Origin of the sequence: Bacillus cereus group sp. MYBK108-1, assembly GCF_051917185.1 — a bacterium.
GTDB classification, from domain to species: domain Bacteria; phylum Bacillota; class Bacilli; order Bacillales; family Bacillaceae_G; genus Bacillus_A; species Bacillus_A cereus.
On the sequence record NZ_JBQAHZ010000003.1, the window covers coordinates 337,257 to 353,458 of the forward strand.

Here is a 16,202-nt window from a genome sequence, read left to right on the forward strand (position 1 = left end):
TCAAGAAAATTGATTACAAACTTGTTCGGCTATCATAATTTCATGTATTTGAGTAGAACCTTCAATAATCTCATTTATCTTAGAATCCCTATAATGTCTCTCAACTACATAGTTTTGTGTGCAACCATTAGCACCATGAACCTGAATCGCATCACTCACAATTTTTTGCAGCATAGTAGATGAGTAATACTTTGCTTGCCATGTGGCAAGAATTGATTGTGGATCTAATTCTTCCCTAAGTTGACCAGCTCTTTGACATAATTGACGAGCCGCTTCGATATTTACAGACATTTCAGTAATCATTTTACGAATTAATTGATGGTCTTTTATTAAAACTCCATATTGTCCTCTATTTGAGGCATACTTCACACTAGATTCTAGACAAGCTTGTGCTGCCCCAACACATCCACTAGCAATTGTATAACGACCATAATCAAGACAAGACAGCGCTATATGTGAAAGGCCAATGCCTACTCTTCCTATAAGGTTCTCTTTTGGTACAGTACAATTCTTAAAATGAATTTCAGCCAACATTGAAGCTTTTGCTCCTAACATATTATTTATAGGAGTAATTGTTATACCATCTGTGTCACTTGGAACTAAAAATACTGAGGGCTGCCCATCTACATTAGCAAAAACAAGAAAAACATCAGCTATTTGTCCCATTGTAATCCATTTCTTCACGCCATTTATTAAATATGAATTACCAGTCTCTTTAGCATCGGTACTAATGTTTCTAGCATCACTGCCAGCATTAGGTTCAGTAAGAGCAAATGCTCCCACGATAGTTCCCTTCGTCATTTGAGGTAACCAATAATTACGTTGGCTTTTTGTACCCCAACGATAGATAGCTAGACCTACCATTCCATGAACTGTTAGTAAAGATCTTGAACTTGCGCAACCACGGCCGAATTCTTCATTCAGTAATCCCACGTCTAAGTTACTATGATTCTTACCACCATACTTCTCAGGCAGCATCGAACATAAATAACCCTCCTCTGCCATTTTTTCTAAAAGGGAATGAGGCAAATACTCTCTCTTATCGTAGTCACTCGCATATGGAATAACCTCCTTGTCGACAAATGCTCTAAATAAATTTTTGTTTTCTTCTAAACTTCTTTTTGTTAGCACCTGCATGTTATAATCCTCATTTCACAATAGAATTTTGAATTTTATTGTTAACTAAATTAGCAATTGCCTCTACTGAGTTAAAGTTTTTAAAATCCATTTCTTCATTTTCAATACGAATATCGAATTTTTTCTCAACAAACATAATTAACTGCATTGCAAATAGTGAATTCACAAATCCTAACTCTGATAAATTGTCGCTATCATTAAAATTTTCTTTTCCAAAAAATTTTGTAATAAAAAAACGAACCTCTGATTTTACTAATTCCATAATTTACACCCTTCCTAAATAGATAGTTACTTATTATTTTCTAACTCAAACTTGTAAAATTGTTGCCATCCAGTGCATACCTGAACCGAAGCCTACAAGAGCAACATAGTCACCACTGTTTAGTTCATTGTTTTCTAAATATAAATTGTAATCAAATAGTTGATCAGCTACACCCATGTGACCATATTGAGCTGAAAGTGATGCATTTATTTGCTCTATCGGTACTTCAAAGTGTCTGGCTAAAGTTTTTAATGATTCTTGATTATCATGAAGATAAATAATTTTACTTAAATCTGATAATTTAATACCGGCTTTTTTACAGGCCTCTTCAGTCATTTCTCTGTTTCTCCTATGAATTAATTCAATAAAATCCAATAATCCTAAAGGATCCGTTGCAAAAAATGAGCGTAGCTGTGCCAATGTAGAATGTGAAGATAGCTTATGAATATTTCCACTTGAGAAAGGCTCTACCTCGCCACCTACATCTAATTTAAATAATGTACTATAAGTACCATCTGTAAAGTTTTTAGACGCTAGCCACTTTGAGTTCTGATAATTCCTCTGAACTACAGCAGCTACTGCACCATCAGAACGAAAAGAAGCATTATATGTAACTCTATTACGGTATGTTTCACAACATTTGTTTGACATTACAAGCAATCCGTTTTTATAGTCTGAATTAATAGCAAATTTACCTGCCATTAACTCAAATGATGCTAAACCACTAGTACATGCCTGAGTTAGTAGTATAACTTCTGCATTTTTAGCTCCTAGCTGATGTTGTAATTCAGCTGCTGAATCCCAGTATAGGTACTCAGATATGTCACTAACGGAAAATATAATTACATCTAAATCCTCAGCTTGTATCTGAGCCTTTTTTATCGCCTCATTTGCTGCTTCGAATGCTAGCTCCGTTTGAGTTTTATTTTTTGTTGCAATATGCACATGTTCATACCCCCATGCGTATACTCTTTCCGGATTACTGGTATAATTTGAGACAACATTTTTCAATTCAAAACGTTCTCCAAGAGAGGAGCCTATCGCTTTAATACCAAATGAACCACTCATTTCTTCACTCCTTTTAACTTTTAAGGTCCAGATTTAACAATTTAACAACACTCTCAGGCCATTCAGAAAATGCCATACCATGATTCTTCATTAGAGCGATAGCTAATCTTTCAAGTCCAAAAGCCAAACAAGAAGTATGTGCATGTTCATTACCATGAGTCAGAATATGATGTTTCTTAGAAAACAGATCTTGATGATAATTTGATGAAATAACAGCTGTAGGTTTTTCAACGCTATTTACCGGAACAACCAGTTCATACTTTAACTCCAATTGTTTTTGATTTAATTTCAGTAACTTTCCACCTTTTCCGAAAAAAGGATCATCTGCCACAACCATATTGAAATCAAGCTTTAATTCTTTTAAAATACCCTTTGCTTTTTCTATCCATTTTTCTCTCCAAACTGTTACTTCAGCAGGAGTACCTGCGAATACATATTCAAGCATTTTAAAAGATATCATTCTCGTTGGTTCATCTGAAGGTTCATGTCTAAAACAAAAAGAGGAAACTTCTACAACTCTTCCTCCTTCATTCAAAGTTCCAGATAAACTGGGATAAACTGGATAACAAGCAGCAGGAGTCATTACAACTTCAGTTTTTGAATAATGGTCTGTCCACTCCTTTCCCTCTTCCACACTTTTCATCAATCCCTTATATTCAGAGTTCCCCCCAAAAAAGGAATTTACAGTTCCTAATAAGTGAGGAAAAGATTTTACATAATCTTTTACTTCAATACTTTCTTTATTCATAACTGGAGGGAACGTCATAATTTCAGTACTTTCTGTTCGGCCTATATTACATAGATAATTCTCCAAATTAGTAAGTAAAAGTTGCATATACTTTCCTTTTCCATATACACCTTTCACACCAGTTGGAATTAAATGACTATTTTTAATTAGTGAATCAAGTAAGTTAACTTCTATTGTAGATTCCATTTATTAACCACCATTCTTAAGTATTTATTATCTCTGTAGCAATAATAAAGAAGAGCTTGTTTTATTTAATCGATCATTATGGATCATGACAACGGACGAAAGAATATCTCTTAGATTTCTTCCGACACTAAATTTATTATTATTTTGAAATCCTGAAAAACCACATAAAAATAGAGAATTCTGCACAATTTCTACTGCCAATTCAGAAGAAATAACTTTTAAATTGTTAATCTGTAAAGAGAAATCTAAGCTATTTAACATATCAACATTGAGTTTTAAATCTTCAGTCAAATCAGCGTATTCTAAAGTATATTTCTCTAAATTATTTTGCATTAAATTAAGCTTATGGTGGATGGTTACCAGTTTCGTATCTTCGTAGTTTTGATTGCCATTTCTTAGTAAATTTTTCATTCGAATCTTTGATAATTTTCTAGCTTTCATAAAAGCTTCATTTGCGATTCCATACCAAACTGAAGACCATAAAATATGAGAAAATGGTACCATAGTTTGAGTAGATATATCTCTATAAGGAAGGTTAAGAACATGGTTTAAAGAAAACTTTGCTTTAATAGTAAAGCCTGGGCTACAAGTTCCTCTCATTCCTAGCGTGTCCCATTCAGAGGTTTGTTCTATTTCCATATCGTCCCTATTTAATAGAACTAAAGATTGATTAGTTTCATTGGCATCCTTAGACTTTTTTGCTGTTGCTAGAAAAGCTTCAGCATAATTTCCATAGGAGACAACTGATCCTTTTTTCGTTAGAAAACCGTAATTGCCTTCTAAATCCAAGCCTGCTATACTTCGCCCAATATCACCACCCGTTCCTACTTCAGATGTAATAGATGCGATTAAGTATTCATTCTCTGCTATATTACGTAAAGAGTTACAAATAGCCTCTGAGTCTAAGCTGTGATGAACAAGGCAAGCTACTTGTGTTTGATGCATTGCCCAAATCATACCAGTAGAAGCGCAGCTTTTACCTAGAACCTTACCTATCTCCACTAATTCCACAATATTCATTCCTTGTCCACCCAAAGAAGTAGGAATGTATGCACTTAACAATTTATGCTCTTTTAAAAGTCGAATGGATTCTTCCGGAAATTTTGCTTTCTGATCAACAACTTCTGCAAATTGCGCAACTTTTAAACCTATCTCTTCTAGCTCTTTCATATTTAATTTTCTAGAGAGAATTTCTATCATGACTATACCCCCCAATAATTAAACAGTTATACCTAAATTAATTGTTTTAATAAGATTATTTATACTTGAAAACATCTGTTTACTAAGAACATCTTCAGGAAACTCAAAATCAAATTCATTTTCTATTCCCAACATAACTGCTACACTTGCACGTGAGGTTAGACCTGCCTCATATAAATTAGCATCTACATCTAATGTGGCTACATCAATCGATAAATTGCCGTAGGTTTCTAATACTTTTCTAATTTTCTCTTCCATACCTTTATCCTTTCTATCCCATACACACTAGGGAGAAAATTTCACAACTTTTGTACTTAAAATTAAATAAGATTCGATATACGTACACTGTTAAAAGTGTGAAGCTATTAAAATTTTTAATCGGTGGCTTAGATAGCCACCGTACTTTGTTATGCACAATTCTTTACCTAGTTTCAAATTAAAATCTAGCTAAGGCTCCTGTGTATTTTATTAATGCTTCGCTTTAAATTTTTCAGTTAAATCACAAGAATTCTATCTTCAACTTATTATCTAGTTTCTTAGTATATTGAATAATATTAAGATCATTCAACCGTCTTTTATATTTCCCAACAACAGCAAAAAAATAGTCTGAATTTAAATCATCTTTATAAAGGACGCTACCAGCTTTTTGATAAGGTAGACATCTTAAGATATTTGAATCACTTTCAATTTCATCGATGCCGGTAATTTCCTTAATTGTCCCTTGTTCATTAATAGGGAAGTTATACCAATAGAAATATGTTTCAACTTCTTGCTCACTTCCTTGTTCCGCAGCTTGTTTTATCCCGTCATTGTTATGATTAAATAAACTTTGATAGAATACTTCGTAAAAGTTTACTCCATAAGCTTTTTCAAAAATCTCATAAAATATTCCACCTGCACCCGGTCTGCTTGTAGTCTCTAGTACATATGGAACCGAACCTTTAAATCTAATTTCCGTGTGAGTAGGACCATGCTTAAGTCCAGTAGCTTTGACTGCTTTATAGGATAAATCTAGAATTTTATTTTTACGCTCATCATCCATAAATGGATCAGTATAGTAAAGACGGTCAGGATAGTAAGGTCCTTCAGCAATACCTTTTGATAAGATTCCACTGCAGATTGGCTTACCATCGCACCAAATTGTGTCAACCGAATATTCTTCATCATCAATACATTCTTCCACAATGCAACCAACATTTTGAAGATTCTCCTTGGCGATTACAGTTGAATTAATAAGGAAAATCTTATTAATTTGTGCTTGAAGTTCTTCAGTAGAATAAACCTTCTTTACCCCACAACTTGCATAACCATGAGAGGGCTTTACTATAACTGGATAATTAAAATTCTTCTCTGCATTCATAATATCCTTAGAAAACCTAAAAAATTGACCCGTTGGCGTTGAAATGCCCTTTTTTAACCAAGTATCCTTCATCTTTTCTTTATCTCGATTTTTTTGTACAACTAAAATATCGTTCTTTAAAAGGCCAAAATCATATTCTAAATTTGCAGCATGAAGCATAAATGACTCACCAGTAGTAAAGATTGCATCTGGCTTTCCTAATCGTTCCTCAATTAATTGCTTTGCTAGATCATACTCTTTTCGAATATCTACTTTTATTACATTACTTCGATAATCATGTCTTTTATCAGCTGAAACAATATACAGCTTGTCTCCATATTTATTAGCAAGACTTTCTATAGATTCTATAGTAGAATCTGGTGACTCAATAATTACAACTGATCGATTCATTTAACAAGCTCCTCATCTAATAAGCTATTTATCGTCATCAAATTTTCTTGTAAATCCTCAATGAATAACGGTAATCCTTTTTCTAATTTTTCTGAAATAACAAGTAATAATCTATTGAATCCAAACCCAATACACATGGAATTTGTATAGTTTAATTTTGGGTCTTTAATTTCAAATCTTTTTGAAAAATGATTCTGATGACTATTAATGGATCCACTAGCCATATATTTATTAATCTTCGAACTGTAAACCGAAAATTCAATCTTATTATTCGATGCCAATTGAGAAAATAATTGAAGCTGAGCATTTTCATCAAAAAATATATCTGTTGCAGCCTCTAAACGAAATTTAAAACCAAGCCAGACACCTAATAAAATAGTAAACTCCTCAAGCTTTGTTCGAATGGATTTTAAAATTTCCGGGTCACCTACAAATACAGCTTCTCTCATTGTAAATTCATTCAGTCTTTCGTCATTATTTAGATTTCCCGACTCATCCCTAAAGCAAGATCCTGAAACCGTAAAACTTACAAATTGACCATGTGGTACAACTTGATTTTCTAACAAGGGATAACAATGTAAACATAGTGCTGGATTTAATACATCCTTAGGCTTCTTTAAATATTCATGAATGCTACTTGTAATATCCCGATTTTTCCATGCTGGCAAAAATTCCTCATACTTGTCAGGCTCATTACTTATTGGTGATACAAAACTTATATGTTGACAGCCTGTTTCGAAATAACCAGCTTGGTCCACAACCTCCGAAGAAATCATAGAAGGTACTTTCAGTTCATTTGCTCCAAATTTAAGGCTATAATATTCTCTAAAAAATACATCTAGTGCATGAAAAATAAGTGCTGTATCAGCTTGATAAATATTTAACCCTTTTCTAACCTTTAATACTGGGTCTTTCAAATAAGTTTTATTTAAATCCTTGTTATTGTTGGAGAATGATAGTAAAATTTCTAAAAAATTTTCGGCTGCTTGATTAAAATGTTTAATATCATTCGAACTAATATCTAATTCTTTTATGGTGTTTTTTTCCGAACTGTAGAAAACTTTTTGTGGTATATTAGGTAATGTTTTAAATTTATCAATAATTATATCCACTTGTTTTCCGATAACTTGTTCATCTACGGAACCTGAATATTCAATTATAATTTTTTCTTTATCAAAGTTAATAGCTGTGATTTCAGGAAAGTAGAATTTTAGTTGCGTCTCCACAATCTCTTGAACATTTTTTTTTGAAACAGTTTTTTCTATAAGTAACTCCATCACATTTGGTCTCCTTTTAAGAAATTATGATTTTAAAAAAGCTTCAACTTTTTCTAAAGTCTCTATATCTTCAATGTTAAATTCTTCGTAATTAATTGTTTTATTGAATTGAGTTTCTATGTTTAACACAATTTTCATAGTTGCTAGAGAATCTAATCCCAATTTGCTAAGGGGAATTGATTTGTAAGAATCAAAATCCTTATTAATTTTCCTAATATTTTCTTCTGATAAAAGACCTGTAAAAATTTGATTCACCCATTTATTCATCTTATCTCTTCTCCTCTCATTAATTACTTGCTAAAGAAAAAATTACATTATTGTGTGCTTGTTGATAAATAGGGAGATATTCTCGTAAATCTTTTACGGATTTCAGATACATTTGATAAAATGATGCTTGTGGTCTTTGAATAAGTAAACTAGCAAATTTCAATACAGATTTTAATCTTTGATTTAATTGATCAATATTATTTTCTATTTCTTTGATTAATTCCTTGGACAATTTAATTCTAAGTTCCTCGGTATTAAGAATATAGTGGAGACAACTTTGAATAGGAGTTAATTTATTTTCAATATGCCTACTTAAGCGAATCTCATGATGTTTAGGAATGCCTGATTCTGTCACTATTTCATCCATAGAAGATTCAAGATAAGCAATTAACTTATCAAATCCACTTAAATCATATTGGATTTTTTTTTCATTTCTATATAGATCTTCTCCCTCAAATTTATAACCATATAAATTTGAGAAAATATAGTGGAAAGCTTCTAAAGGATTCATCGCTTCTAGCAAATCTAATTTATCAGAGTGTTTAATAATTGTTAATCGTGCTTCTTCGTTCACATCTAAACTAAGACAGTCTTTTAAATAATTAAAATCCATCTCTACATATGTTCTATTAATAGTTACATTAATCTTCGTATAGTAAACTGTATCAGCATCATCTATACCCTCTAAAAGAATGGCAGTTGTATAAGGTGTTCCATCAGTATGCTCTAGCCAAATATCAACAGCTGCACGATGGCCTTTTGAAAATAAGATTTTTAATTCGTTTAAAAGCTTATCCTTAGTTAAAAACTTATATTCTCTCACATGTTCATCTAAAAAGTCAGAAAATCCATCGGTAGAAGGTAAAATTGGCTCCCCGCTCTCCGAATATTTCCAACCTTTATAACGGTCCAAGTAAAACAACGGAAACGGAGTAAAATTGCTATATTCTAAAAAACTATATAAGAAGTTTCTTTCGTGACAAATATATTGCATCAATAGATTATATTTGTCCTCTGGAAGTCTAGACTCTCGAAATCTTTTAATGTTTGAATTTACAATCGTCATTAATATTTCAACCCTTTCTAATCATATGTTTTCTATTTTTTACATTTACATAACTGCGCAAGATCTCTGCTGTATCACACCCCCTCAAAAAATCTTTAAGTAAGTAACTAATGAATGAAACAATTTATTAATTTCGAGAAGTTAATTTCAGTTAATTCTTCAGGAAAATTATTGTCTTCTGAACAAGCACAAATTACATACCTATCATCAATTTGGTAGTTTTTAAAAAAAGGATCATTTTCTAAATACGGTTGTTTAACTGTAAATGTATTGAAATCTTGAGGTTTTATAGAAAAAGAAAGCAATGAAACGGTAAGACCTTTCCCCAACATTTTCAAAAAACTTTCTTTTCCCGTCCAAATTTCATAAAATCCTTGCATATTAGTTTCCTTTTTCAATATGTAAGCAAATTCTTCAGTTGAGAAGATTCTCCTAAAGCTATTAATATCTATTGGCTTAACCTCTTCGATATCTATACCTACTTCTTTGTAATTTGTAATGCAAACAACTATGTCGGTAGAATGAGATATATTGAAAAAATAATTATTTTTTTTACTTAAAGCAGGTTTTCCATATTTGTTGTATTCAAATAATATATGATTGTTATTAAGTTGCAAATCCTTCATTATCTGATATCTAATTAGTAGTTCTCCCAAGAGACTTCTATATTGATCTAATCGCTCTGAATATTTTAGAATTTTTTGTTTTTTATCATTTGACAGCAGTGATAATAATTCTCTAAATAATTGCTCTTCAATAAAATCAGGAATACGAACTAGAGAAATCTTTATGATTCATCCCACCTTAAATACAACTTCAAATCGTATTGCAGTTACCCATCAAATTTTATCACTTGAAATAGATTATTTGTATTGGGAAAAATTTAAAATACTAGCTCATTTTTATAACCAATTCGACGTCAATTTGAAATAAAAAAGTTAATAAAATCACTTTCAACCTCCGTTTATGACTTGGGAAAAAATTCATTTTAATAGGGAATAAGATATAACTGATCAGAATTTTCTAGCAATTAAACTTTTCAACTGTCACTTTCAAACATAGAGTAAAAAACTTTATTACACATTCCCTTGAACTAGAAAATTAACAAATGAGATATTATAAAGGATCACAATTTGAGGAAACTATTATATCCATAGTCGTTGTCCACTATTTTTTCTTCCCTTAAGTTATCTAATATATCTGAAATCCTAAAGAAACATGATATCTTGGTTCATCTAATAATCATTACGCACTGAGTTCATAAACATAGAAATATTATCTATTAAGTTAAGAAAGAGAAAAATAAAAGAACTAAATTATTTTAAGAAATATTGTTAATTATATCGAGAAATTGCCACAGAACGACAAATACTAAATACTCAACTTTGCAAGAAACGAGATACACAGGCTATATATACTTTTTTGAAAATACTACTCATTCTACAATTGAATATTTCAATAACGGAATAAAATAAGCTCATTAACATGTAAAGCCCCGTTTTGCTAAATACTCAAGAGTTCAAAAACTTCACCATGTTTCACTTACAATAGAAGGAATCTAAGCAGCTCTTATCCCATAAAAAAGACGAAGTCTTCAATTAGACTTCGTCTTTTCGACGTACAACGAATTACCAAGGATTATTAACAACTCTATGAAATCCTACAGTATCCCTTTATTTTACTCTTTTATTTGTTAAGAAATTTTGCAACGGAATCTCTTATCTAATAGTAAATCCTCTGAAACTAGTCTTGAATTCACATTTTATGACGCTTTTTTGAATTCCTGTTTTTTATTCAATACCGAAAAGCCGTATTTTTCAAATTTTTCTTTTACCTGAATTGTTTGAAGGTAATTATAGTATTCTGTAGTTTCAGTTGGCGACTGCGCTGATTCAAGGACACCCATAGGATAAATAATAGGGGTATGTAAACTAGGATCCGCTGTATCTACTATTTTTACTTGTGGTGAAATGAGTGCATCTGTCTTATATACAAGTCCAGCCTCAACTTGCTTCGTTTCAATCAACGATAATACATGTCTTACATCTGTTGCTAATACAAATTTAGGTTTTAAAACTTCATACAGGTTTAACCCTTCAAATACTTGCTTTGCATACATTCCAGCAGGTACTGTTGCAGGATTACCAATAGCTATCTTTTCTACATTATTTCTGTTCAAATCTGAAAAACTATGTACAATGTTTTTTTCAATTGGTACTGCCAACACTAATTCATTTCCTAAAAAATTAATAGCCTGATTCGGATTGATATACCCTTTTTCAACTAAAGGAGTGAAATTTTTTTCTGCAGCAGATATAAATAGATCTGCTGATTTACCTTGCTCAATCATTTGTTGAAGTGAACCCGAACCACCATAAGTAAAAGTAAACTTTACATTCCCATGAATTTTTTCATAATTAGCCGTAACCTCCTCTAAAACATCTTTTAAGCTTGCAGCAGCAAATACCTTGATCTCAACTTTATTAGCTTTTTCTTCTGCTAAAACAGTAGAGAACCCTGTGAAAATTGCGAGCATAAAAACAGAAATAATACTTAACAGAAATAATTTAATTTTTTTCATAATCTTTCTCCCTTCTTAATTAAAAAACTTTTAAAGTAATTACCTAATAAAAAAGCACCTTTGTATCCCTCCCTTGAATATAGTACAATCACTACTAACAGAATATAACATAAAATTCTAAAAAATACCAAAATAAAATAAATTATAACATTTTTTACATAAATTCACTTGCTTAACATTACATTGTGATATAATATTTTAACATCAGGAAAAAAATACTATTTGGATGATAAATTAGAAAGGTGAATAAATTGAAATACGGTTCAGTAATAAGACATTATCGACTAAAGTTAGGAATGACCCAAAGTGCTCTCGCAAGCGGCATTTGCTCAATCTCCCATCTAAGCAAAATTGAAAACAATTCCTATAAAGTTAATAAAGAAATTTTAAGTTTACTTCTAGAAAGATTAAACATAGACTTAAATACTGAAAATAGAAAGATTCAAGAGATAAGGGATAGTATTTACGAATTTATTGAATCTCTACATTACATTGATGAAGATCAAATTTCAAAAAAATTTTCTAATCTTCAATCCCTAGAAGAATACTGTTTAGGTACTGAGTTAATAAATATTTTTCAGTTAGCAATTTTTAAGTTTTATGTACATTCTGGAGACTTAAAAAAATCTGAAGAATTCAAAAAAACAGTCACAATGTTAAGAGATAGTTTTGGTGGATATGAAAAACTAATTTATATCACCACCCTCAGTTCTTTATTGATACAGCAAAACTCACCAAAAGAAGCATTAAACTTACTTAACTATTATTCATTTAAAAATAATATAGATTTAAACCAAGGAGAATATTATTATCAATTAGCTTTATGTTACAGTATTCTTAACAACACAGAGAAAGCCATTATATATTCTAAGAAAGCCAATTATTACTTTCAAGAGGAATGTAACTTTATTAAAATCCTATATACCCAAATGAATTTAGCGATTAATTATACTCGAATTGAACTGTTTGAAGAAGCCAAGATAATTTACACGAAAATACTAAGAGGTTTCAAAATATTAAACAATAATAAACTTTATTTTCAGAATCTTTATAATTATTCTTTATTATTGAAACAAAAAAAAGAATATACGCTTGCATTAGAGAACTTGGAATATTGTAAGAGGAATTTTTCAGAAGGGTCTGAACATGCAATTATATGCTCGCTAAATTTAATTGAGCTTATGATTATCTTGAAAAAAGATGTGAATATGATTTTAGCTGAAATTGAAAAAGTTAAGAGTTATACCACTAGTAATAGATATAAAGTTTATAGATTAGTGGCTCAAAAATATGAATATAAACTGCAAAGACCTAAAAAAAGGTATTATAAATTTTTAGAAGACAAATTGTTGCCTAATCTCCTAAGTAATAATAAATATTTTACTGCAGCTGAAGTTATATTAGAGCTAGCTGAACATCATTGTAAAACGGATATTGCAAAATCCAATGCTTTTTTCGAAAAATACTTTTTAATAAAAAAGGAGCATAAACTATGAATAAATTCTTTTCTGTTTTAATTAATCTATCTCTTACTACTATCTATTTAAGCCAATCAAATCATCCTAATAATTCGCGTCAGATTGATCCTATTCATCCTCCTGCAGCTATTAATAGCTTTATAGCAACATTAGATAGTTAAGATTAAAGGTTCTAGTGGAAACTAGTAGTTAGGGTTGTAGAATACAAATCTTCTCTTCATTTCTATTTTATGAGGCTAAACCAAACGATTTATGAATATATTCTTTCTAAGTATTGAACAGGGTTATCCAGTAACATAAGTTGCTCTTTTTTCGTCATATACATCACTTCAGCCTCATTCAATATGCAGACTACTGTTTTAACCAATTTTAAGTACCTCATCTTTTTAATAAACTAGTTGTCTTTTTCACTATATTATTGAGATATTCAACTCACCTTAATTATATGCCTTCAGGAATATATTCCTTTTCTTTCAACTCTTAAATCGCTACAGGATAAGTATAATTCTTATCAACTATTATTGTATAAAGTTTAGAAATAATATGAAAAAGCGCTTAGTTACTCATTATTCTTTTATTTATTACAATACAAATCATTTACATCATGCTCTGAGTCAGCTGCACTATATAAGTACATCAATTGCATTTAGTTTAATATAGGTCTCGACGACTCTCCACGAGTCGTTTTTTATTTTAGATGATGCGGCCTCTCTCTTCTAATTGAAATCTATATTGATGCCCCCAACGCATCTCAGCAAATTAGAATTTAAAAGCAGACTATCAGTAGGGAAGTGTTTAGGAAGTTTCTAGAAAATATTCAAACTTTTACACCAAAACAGGACTCAATACACACAAAAAAAAGAGATAGCAGATTATGCTATCTCTTTTAGTATGACCCGTACGGGATTCGAACCCGTGTTACCGCCGTGAAAGGGCGGTGTCTTAACCACTTGACCAACGGGCCAGTTCTGGCAGAGAAGAAGGGATTCGAACCCTCGCACCGCGTTCGCGATCTACTCCCTTAGCAGGGGAGCCCCTTGAGCCACTTGGGTACTTCTCTATAAATATGGCTCCGCAGGTAGGACTCGAACCTACGACCGATCGGTTAACAGCCGATAGCTCTACCACTGAGCTACTGCGGAACAATTATGGTGGGCCTAAATGGACTCGAACCATCGACCTCACGCTTATCAGGCGTGCGCTCTAACCAGCTGAGCTATAGGCCCATAATTGAAAAGCGGGTGAAGAGAATCGAACTCTCGACCAGAGCTTGGAAGGCTCTTGTTTTACCACTAAACTACACCCGCATTAAATTGTAAATGGTGAGCCATGAAGGACTCGAACCTTCGACCCTCTGATTAAAAGTCAGATGCTCTACCAACTGAGCTAATGGCTCATTTTGAAAGTGGTGCCGACTAGAGGACTTGAACCCCCAACCTACTGATTACAAGTCAGTTGCTCTACCAATTGAGCTAAGTCGGCTTGCGACTTCAAAATGGTGGCTCGGGACGGAATCGAACCGCCGACACGAGGATTTTCAGTCCTCTGCTCTACCGACTGAGCTACCGAGCCTTTATGTAAAAATGGCGGTCCCGACCGGGGTCGAACCGGCGATCTCCTGCGTGACAGGCAGGCATGTTAACCACTACACCACGGGACCATTTGGTTGCGGGGACAGGATTTGAACCTGCGACCTTCGGGTTATGAGCCCGACGAGCTACCGTGCTGCTCCACCCCGCGATGATAAAATATTTACTTTAGAAAAAATGGAGGAGGTAGAGGGATTCGAACCCCCGCGCGACTCTCGCCGCCTGTCGGTTTTCAAGACCGATCCCTTCAGCCGAACTTGGGTATACCTCCGAGATATATACGTCTAATGGTGGACCTTGTAGGACTCGAACCTACGACCGGACGGTTATGAGCCGTCTGCTCTAACCAGCTGAGCTAAAGGTCCTTTATGGTAGCGGCGGAGGGGATCGAACCCCCGACCTCACGGGTATGAACCGTACGCTCTAGCCAGCTGAGCTACACCGCCATAAATGATATTAATATAAGTGGAGCCTAGCGGGATCGAACCGCTGACCTCCTGCGTGCAAGGCAGGCGCTCTCCCAGCTGAGCTAAGGCCCCATGTTTTTTAGGAATATCGGGAAGACAGGATTTGAACCTGCGACCCCCTGGTCCCAAACCAGGTGCTCTACCAAGCTGAGCCACTTCCCGTTAATAAAAGCGCGCCCGAGAGGAGTCGAACCCCTAACCTCTTGATCCGTAGTCAAACGCTCTATCCAATTGAGCTACGGGCGCATATGGTGCCGAGGGCGGGGGTCGAACCCGCACGGTGGTCACCCACCGCAGGATTTTAAGTCCTGTGCGTCTGCCTGTTCCGCCACCCCGGCATGTCATATTGAAAATTGGAGCGGAAGACGGGATTCGAACCCGCGACCCCAACCTTGGCAAGGTTGTATTCTACCACTGAACTACTTCCGCAAGACATGTATGAGTTATTTAATTAAAAGTGCGGGTGAAGGGAGTCGAACCCCCACGCCAAAGGCGCCAGATCCTAAGTCTGGTGCGTCTGCCAATTCCGCCACACCCGCATATTAATTTATTTAAGAAAAATGGGGCGACTGATGGGAATCGAACCCACGAATGCCGGAGCCACAATCCGGTGCGTTAACCACTTCGCCACAACCGCCATGATTTCTGGTGCCGACTAGAGGACTTGAACCCCCAACCTACTGATTACAAGTCAGTTGCTCTACCAATTGAGCTAAGTCGGCTAAATGGTGGAGGATGACGGGATCGAACCGCCGACCCCCTGCTTGTAAGGCAGGTGCTCTCCCAGCTGAGCTAATCCTCCATTTGCCTGGCAACGTCCTACTCTCACAGGGACAAGGTCCCAACTACCATCGGCGCTAGAGAGCTTAACTTCCGTGTTCGGTATGGGAACGGGTGTGACCTCTCTGCCATCATTACCAGACTGTATTCATTTAAGACAAGAATTATTGTAACTCATTTACTTTCGAAAGTCAACAAGTTTTTTATATTCTTTCAAAACTAGATAACATTGCTTCATATTATATGGTTAAGTCCTCGATCTATTAGTATTCGTCAGCTCCACATGTCACCATGCTTCCACCTCGAACCTATCAACCTGATCATCTTTCAGGGATCTTACTAGCTT

Annotated in this window: 14 protein-coding genes, 22 tRNA genes and 2 rRNA genes; 2 read left to right on the top strand and 36 right to left on the bottom strand. The window is 33.8% G+C overall.

Features of this window, described 5'->3' with window-relative positions; all coding sequences use genetic code 11:
• The 12 genes from ACTFSL_RS08150 to modA all read right to left on the bottom strand — a co-directional run bounded on the left by ACTFSL_RS08150 (position 1) and on the right by modA (position 11,542).
• On the bottom strand, positions 1–1,137 hold the full coding sequence (locus ACTFSL_RS08150) for an acyl-CoA dehydrogenase family protein (RefSeq protein WP_440041478.1): 1,137 nt from the start codon (positions 1,135–1,137) through the stop codon (positions 1–3).
• A gap of 10 nt (positions 1,138–1,147) precedes the next feature.
• Positions 1,148–1,399, bottom strand: a complete 252-nt coding sequence (locus tag ACTFSL_RS08155; RefSeq protein ID WP_440041479.1) for an acyl carrier protein — start codon at positions 1,397–1,399, stop codon at positions 1,148–1,150.
• Positions 1,400–1,444: 45 nt separating this feature from the next.
• Positions 1,445–2,467, bottom strand: a complete 1,023-nt coding sequence (locus tag ACTFSL_RS08160) for a 3-oxoacyl-ACP synthase III family protein (RefSeq protein ID WP_440041480.1) — start codon at positions 2,465–2,467, stop codon at positions 1,445–1,447.
• 13 nt (positions 2,468–2,480) lie between these two features.
• Positions 2,481–3,401, bottom strand: a complete 921-nt coding sequence (locus ACTFSL_RS08165) for an amino acid--[acyl-carrier-protein] ligase (RefSeq protein ID WP_440041481.1) — start codon at positions 3,399–3,401, stop codon at positions 2,481–2,483.
• Between the two features lie 27 nt (positions 3,402–3,428).
• Entirely contained in the window at positions 3,429–4,601 is a 1,173-nt protein-coding gene (locus ACTFSL_RS08170; RefSeq protein WP_440041482.1) for an acyl-CoA dehydrogenase family protein, read from the bottom strand.
• Between the two features lie 18 nt (positions 4,602–4,619).
• On the bottom strand, positions 4,620–4,859 hold the full coding sequence (locus ACTFSL_RS08175) for an acyl carrier protein (RefSeq protein ID WP_440041483.1): 240 nt from the start codon (positions 4,857–4,859) through the stop codon (positions 4,620–4,622).
• A gap of 241 nt (positions 4,860–5,100) precedes the next feature.
• Positions 5,101–6,351 carry an ATP-grasp domain-containing protein gene (locus ACTFSL_RS08180; RefSeq protein ID WP_440041484.1) on the bottom strand — a complete coding sequence of 417 codons (1,251 nt, stop codon included), beginning with the start codon at positions 6,349–6,351 and terminating at the stop codon, positions 5,101–5,103.
• Positions 6,348–7,628, bottom strand: a complete 1,281-nt coding sequence (locus ACTFSL_RS08185; RefSeq protein WP_440041485.1) for an aminoacyl--tRNA ligase-related protein — start codon at positions 7,626–7,628, stop codon at positions 6,348–6,350. The genes ACTFSL_RS08180 and ACTFSL_RS08185 overlap by 4 nt, the downstream gene beginning before the upstream one ends.
• 24 nt (positions 7,629–7,652) lie before the next feature.
• The gene (locus ACTFSL_RS08190) at positions 7,653–7,895 is read right to left on the bottom strand and encodes a phosphopantetheine-binding protein (protein WP_440041486.1); all 243 of its coding nucleotides are present in this window, start codon (positions 7,893–7,895) and stop codon (positions 7,653–7,655) included.
• Between the two features lie 19 nt (positions 7,896–7,914).
• On the bottom strand, positions 7,915–8,961 hold the full coding sequence (locus tag ACTFSL_RS08195; RefSeq protein ID WP_440041487.1) for a hypothetical protein: 1,047 nt from the start codon (positions 8,959–8,961) through the stop codon (positions 7,915–7,917).
• A gap of 107 nt (positions 8,962–9,068) precedes the next feature.
• Positions 9,069–9,755, bottom strand: a complete 687-nt coding sequence (locus ACTFSL_RS08200) for a 4'-phosphopantetheinyl transferase family protein (RefSeq protein ID WP_440041493.1) — start codon at positions 9,753–9,755, stop codon at positions 9,069–9,071.
• Positions 9,756–10,723: 968 nt separating this feature from the next.
• The gene (gene modA, locus ACTFSL_RS08205) at positions 10,724–11,542 is read right to left on the bottom strand and encodes a molybdate ABC transporter substrate-binding protein (protein WP_440041489.1); all 819 of its coding nucleotides are present in this window, start codon (positions 11,540–11,542) and stop codon (positions 10,724–10,726) included.
• Between the two features lie 251 nt (positions 11,543–11,793).
• Between modA and ACTFSL_RS08210 the strand changes: the two genes are divergently transcribed.
• Together ACTFSL_RS08210 and ACTFSL_RS08215 are read left to right on the top strand one after the other, a co-directional pair.
• Positions 11,794–13,038 (top strand): helix-turn-helix domain-containing protein, encoded by a 1,245-nt coding sequence (locus tag ACTFSL_RS08210; RefSeq protein ID WP_440041490.1) that lies wholly within the window; start codon positions 11,794–11,796, stop codon positions 13,036–13,038.
• The gene (locus ACTFSL_RS08215; protein WP_440041491.1) at positions 13,035–13,181 is read left to right on the top strand and encodes a hypothetical protein; all 147 of its coding nucleotides are present in this window, start codon (positions 13,035–13,037) and stop codon (positions 13,179–13,181) included. Before ACTFSL_RS08210 ends, ACTFSL_RS08215 begins: the two co-directional genes overlap by 4 nt.
• Positions 13,182–13,912: 731 nt before the next feature.
• Here the strand turns inward: ACTFSL_RS08215 and ACTFSL_RS08220 are convergent.
• The 24 genes from ACTFSL_RS08220 to ACTFSL_RS08335 all read right to left on the bottom strand — a co-directional run.
• Positions 13,913–13,984 (bottom strand) — tRNA-Glu (locus ACTFSL_RS08220).
• A gap of 5 nt (positions 13,985–13,989) precedes the next feature.
• Positions 13,990–14,080 (bottom strand) — tRNA-Ser (locus tag ACTFSL_RS08225).
• A 7-nt stretch (positions 14,081–14,087) separates the two neighbouring features.
• Positions 14,088–14,162, bottom strand: a tRNA-Asn gene (locus tag ACTFSL_RS08230).
• A 7-nt stretch (positions 14,163–14,169) separates the two neighbouring features.
• Positions 14,170–14,246 (bottom strand) — tRNA-Ile (locus tag ACTFSL_RS08235).
• 10 nt (positions 14,247–14,256) lie between these two features.
• Positions 14,257–14,327 (bottom strand) — tRNA-Gly (locus ACTFSL_RS08240).
• 13 nt (positions 14,328–14,340) lie between these two features.
• Positions 14,341–14,416: transfer RNA gene (locus ACTFSL_RS08245), tRNA-Lys, on the bottom strand.
• Between the two features lie 10 nt (positions 14,417–14,426).
• A tRNA-Thr gene (locus ACTFSL_RS08250) sits at positions 14,427–14,502 on the bottom strand.
• Positions 14,503–14,516: 14 nt separating this feature from the next.
• Positions 14,517–14,592: transfer RNA gene (locus ACTFSL_RS08255), tRNA-Phe, on the bottom strand.
• Between the two features lie 12 nt (positions 14,593–14,604).
• Positions 14,605–14,680, bottom strand: a tRNA-Asp gene (locus ACTFSL_RS08260).
• 3 nt (positions 14,681–14,683) lie between these two features.
• Positions 14,684–14,760, bottom strand: a tRNA-Met gene (locus ACTFSL_RS08265).
• A 27-nt stretch (positions 14,761–14,787) separates the two neighbouring features.
• A tRNA-Ser gene (locus ACTFSL_RS08270) sits at positions 14,788–14,880 on the bottom strand.
• A 17-nt stretch (positions 14,881–14,897) separates the two neighbouring features.
• Positions 14,898–14,974 (bottom strand) — tRNA-Ile (locus ACTFSL_RS08275).
• Between the two features lie 4 nt (positions 14,975–14,978).
• Positions 14,979–15,055 (bottom strand) — tRNA-Met (locus ACTFSL_RS08280).
• A 20-nt stretch (positions 15,056–15,075) separates the two neighbouring features.
• Positions 15,076–15,148, bottom strand: a tRNA-Ala gene (locus ACTFSL_RS08285).
• Between the two features lie 16 nt (positions 15,149–15,164).
• Positions 15,165–15,238 (bottom strand) — tRNA-Pro (locus ACTFSL_RS08290).
• A gap of 10 nt (positions 15,239–15,248) precedes the next feature.
• Positions 15,249–15,322 (bottom strand) — tRNA-Arg (locus tag ACTFSL_RS08295).
• A gap of 3 nt (positions 15,323–15,325) precedes the next feature.
• Positions 15,326–15,414 (bottom strand) — tRNA-Leu (locus ACTFSL_RS08300).
• Positions 15,415–15,430: 16 nt separating this feature from the next.
• Positions 15,431–15,505: transfer RNA gene (locus ACTFSL_RS08305), tRNA-Gly, on the bottom strand.
• A 29-nt stretch (positions 15,506–15,534) separates the two neighbouring features.
• Positions 15,535–15,615, bottom strand: a tRNA-Leu gene (locus ACTFSL_RS08310).
• A gap of 22 nt (positions 15,616–15,637) precedes the next feature.
• A tRNA-His gene (locus ACTFSL_RS08315) sits at positions 15,638–15,713 on the bottom strand.
• 9 nt (positions 15,714–15,722) lie between these two features.
• Positions 15,723–15,798 (bottom strand) — tRNA-Thr (locus ACTFSL_RS08320).
• Positions 15,799–15,802: 4 nt separating this feature from the next.
• Positions 15,803–15,878: transfer RNA gene (locus tag ACTFSL_RS08325), tRNA-Val, on the bottom strand.
• A gap of 4 nt (positions 15,879–15,882) precedes the next feature.
• A 5S ribosomal RNA gene (gene rrf / locus ACTFSL_RS08330) occupies positions 15,883–15,998 on the bottom strand.
• Positions 15,999–16,099: 101 nt separating this feature from the next.
• Positions 16,100–16,202 (bottom strand): 23S ribosomal RNA (locus tag ACTFSL_RS08335); the annotation flags it as partial.

Coding starts and splice junctions, on each gene's coding strand:
- ACTFSL_RS08150 (WP_440041478.1), bottom strand. CDS start 1,137: ATGCAGGTGCTAACAAAAAGAAGTTTAGAAGAAAACAAAAATTTATTT.
- ACTFSL_RS08155 (WP_440041479.1), bottom strand. CDS start 1,399: ATGGAATTAGTAAAATCAGAGGTTCGTTTTTTTATTACAAAATTTTTT.
- ACTFSL_RS08160 (WP_440041480.1), bottom strand. CDS start 2,467: ATGAGTGGTTCATTTGGTATTAAAGCGATAGGCTCCTCTCTTGGAGAA.
- ACTFSL_RS08165 (WP_440041481.1), bottom strand. CDS start 3,401: ATGGAATCTACAATAGAAGTTAACTTACTTGATTCACTAATTAAAAAT.
- ACTFSL_RS08170 (WP_440041482.1), bottom strand. CDS start 4,601: ATGATAGAAATTCTCTCTAGAAAATTAAATATGAAAGAGCTAGAAGAG.
- ACTFSL_RS08175 (WP_440041483.1), bottom strand. CDS start 4,859: ATGGAAGAGAAAATTAGAAAAGTATTAGAAACCTACGGCAATTTATCG.
- ACTFSL_RS08180 (WP_440041484.1), bottom strand. CDS start 6,351: ATGAATCGATCAGTTGTAATTATTGAGTCACCAGATTCTACTATAGAA.
- ACTFSL_RS08185 (WP_440041485.1), bottom strand. CDS start 7,628: ATGGAGTTACTTATAGAAAAAACTGTTTCAAAAAAAAATGTTCAAGAG.
- ACTFSL_RS08190 (WP_440041486.1), bottom strand. CDS start 7,895: ATGAATAAATGGGTGAATCAAATTTTTACAGGTCTTTTATCAGAAGAA.
- ACTFSL_RS08195 (WP_440041487.1), bottom strand. CDS start 8,961: ATGACGATTGTAAATTCAAACATTAAAAGATTTCGAGAGTCTAGACTT.
- modA (WP_440041489.1), bottom strand. CDS start 11,542: ATGAAAAAAATTAAATTATTTCTGTTAAGTATTATTTCTGTTTTTATG.
- ACTFSL_RS08215 (WP_440041491.1), top strand. CDS start 13,035: ATGAATAAATTCTTTTCTGTTTTAATTAATCTATCTCTTACTACTATC.